We start from the raw sequence: 2,637 nt of genomic DNA on the forward strand, positions 1-2,637 counted from the left end.
GCCTATAAGTCGCCGGCTCATTCTTCAACAGGCACGCGGTCAGACTTTCAAATAGTCCTCCCACTGCTTGTAAGCTAACGGTTTCATGTTCTATTTCACTCCCCTTCCGGGGTTCTTTTCACCTTTCCCTCGCGGTACTGGTTCACTATCGGTCACACAGTAGTATTTAGCCTTACGAGGTGGTCCTCGCTGATTCACATGGGATTCCTCGTGCCCCATGCTACTCGGGATTGAGCTACTATCCTTCAACTTTCGACTACAGGACTTTCACCTTCTTTGGTGCAGTATTTAGCTGCTTCGTCTAGCCTTCAGATTCGATGACGCTCTCCCACTACCCCAAAAGGTAAACCCTTTGGTTTAGGCTTTTCCCCTTTCGCTCACCACTACTTAGGGAATCTCTTGATTGATTTCTCTTCCTCCAGCTAGTAAGATGTTTCAATTCGCTGGGTTGGCTCTTTCCTGCCTATATATTCAGCAGGTAGTATTTAGGGTTGCCCCATTCGGAAATCTCCGGCTCAATGTTTGCTTCCAACTCCCCGGAGCATATCGTCGGTAACCACGTCCTTCCTCGCCTCTGTGTGCCTAGGTATCCACCGTTAGCCCTTATTAGCTTGACCACTCTTATTGGTATTAGATAATGCATTCACAACAGCATCCATAAACAATGAATCTCTGTGTCTGCCTGCTAATTTGCGTTACTATGCAGTTTTCAAGGTTCTGGCTGAGACCAATCTCAGCAGTCTGACTCTCTCAAGTCATATTGCTGATTTCTCACTCGAATAGCTTTTCTGTTATGCTTATTACCATCAGGTGGAGGTTAGCGGACTCGAACCGCTGACATCCTGCTTGCAAAGCAGGCGCTCTACCAACTGAGCTAAACCCCCAAGATTAATTCGTAATTTAATTACGAACTACTAATTAGTAATTACTAATTATCTTTAGGTGGGCCATCCTGGATTCGAACCAGGGACCTCACCCTTATCAGGGGTGCGCTCTAACCACCTGAGCTAATAGCCCATATCGAACCTTCATCATAGTTTGAAAGCTTTCTACATTTGCAAATCTTTGCGACCGACCTAGGTCAGACCAACTTACTATCTATCAAACTAGTGTGTTTTTCGATATTTAAGGGGTGTAGGTCTCCTTTAAAGGAGGTGATCCAGCCACACCTTCCGGTACGGCTACCTTGTTACGACTTCACCCCAGTCACCAGTCCTGCCTTAGGCATCCTCCTCCTTGAAAGGTTGAAGTAATGACTTCGGGCACTACCAGCTTCCATGGTGTGACGGGCGGTGTGTACAAGGCCCGGGAACGAATTCACTGCAGTATGCTGACCTGCAATTACTAGCGATTCCTCCTTCACGCAGGCGAGTTGCAGCCTGCGATCTGAACTGAGCTTTGGTTTGCGGGATTTGCTTGCATTCGCATGCTTGCTGCCCTTTGTCCAAAGCATTGTAGTACGTGTGTAGCCCAAGGCGTAAGGGGCATGCTGACTTGACGTCATCCCCACCTTCCTCCGGTTTGTCACCGGCAGTCTCTCTAGAGTGCCCAACTTAATGCTGGCAACTAAAAACGAGGGTTGCGCTCGTTGCGGGACTTAACCCAACATCTCACGACACGAGCTGACGACAGCCATGCACCACCTGTGTTCGCGCTCCCGAAGGCACTCTCAACTTTCATTAAGATTCGCGACATGTCAAGCCTTGGTAAGGTTCTTCGCGTTGCATCGAATTAAACCACATACTCCACCGCTTGTGCGGGCCCCCGTCAATTCCTTTGAGTTTCACCGTTGCCGGCGTACTCCCCAGGCGGGATACTTAACGCGTTAGCTACGGCACGGCTCGGGTCGATACAAGCCACGCCTAGTATCCATCGTTTACAGCTAGGACTACTGGGGTATCTAATCCCATTCGCTCCCCTAGCTTTCGTCCCTCAGTGTCAGTTACGGCCTAGCAGAGCGCCTTCGCCACTGGTGTTCTTCCTGATCTCTACGCATTTCACCGCTACACCAGGAATTCCCTCTGCCCCGAACGTACTCTAGCTATGTAGTTTCCACTGCTTCTATCTAGTTGAGCTAGACTCTTTAACAGCAGACTTTCATTGCCACCTGCGGACGCTTTACGCCCAATCATTCCGGATAACGCTTGCATCCTCCGTATTACCGCGGCTGCTGGCACGGAGTTAGCCGATGCTTATTCCTCAGGTACCGTCATTGGATTCTTCCCTGAGAAAAGAGGTTTACGACCCAAGAGCCTTCCTCCCTCACGCGGTATTGCTCCGTCAGGCTTTCGCCCATTGCGGAAAATTCCCCACTGCTGCCTCCCGTAGGAGTCTGGGCCGTGTCTCAGTCCCAGTGTGGCTGATCGTCCTCTCAGACCAGCTACTGATCGTCGCCTTGGTAGGCTCTTACTCTACCAACTAGCTAATCAGACGCGAGCTCATCTTCAGGCAGCAAGCCTTTCACCTTTCGGCACATCCGGTATTAGCCACCGTTTCCAGTGGTTGTCCCAGACCTGAAGCCAGATTCTCACGCGTTACTCACCCGTCCGCCACTGTGTCCGAAGACACCGTTCGACTTGCATGTGTTAAGCATACCGCCAGCGTTCATCCTGAGCCAGGATCAAACTCTCCGTTTTG

At 50.4% G+C, this 2,637-nt stretch carries 2 tRNA genes and 2 rRNA genes (1 of these 4 running past the window's edge); all 4 read right to left on the bottom strand.

The window, feature by feature from the left end:
- A 23S ribosomal RNA gene (locus V7L20_RS18570) occupies positions 1-617 on the bottom strand; it reaches 2,277 nt to the left of the window's first position.
- 194 nt (positions 618-811) lie between these two features.
- Positions 812-884 (bottom strand) — tRNA-Ala (locus V7L20_RS18575).
- Between the two features lie 59 nt (positions 885-943).
- Positions 944-1,017, bottom strand: a tRNA-Ile gene (locus V7L20_RS18580).
- Between the two features lie 130 nt (positions 1,018-1,147).
- A 16S ribosomal RNA gene (locus V7L20_RS18585) occupies positions 1,148-2,636 on the bottom strand.
- Together the 16S and 23S rRNA genes with 2 tRNA genes alongside form the textbook arrangement of a ribosomal RNA operon.
- Position 2,637: the final 1 nt, after the last annotated feature.

Source organism: Nostoc sp. (assembly GCF_036916735.1).
GTDB lineage: Bacteria > Cyanobacteriota > Cyanobacteriia > Cyanobacteriales > Nostocaceae > Nostoc.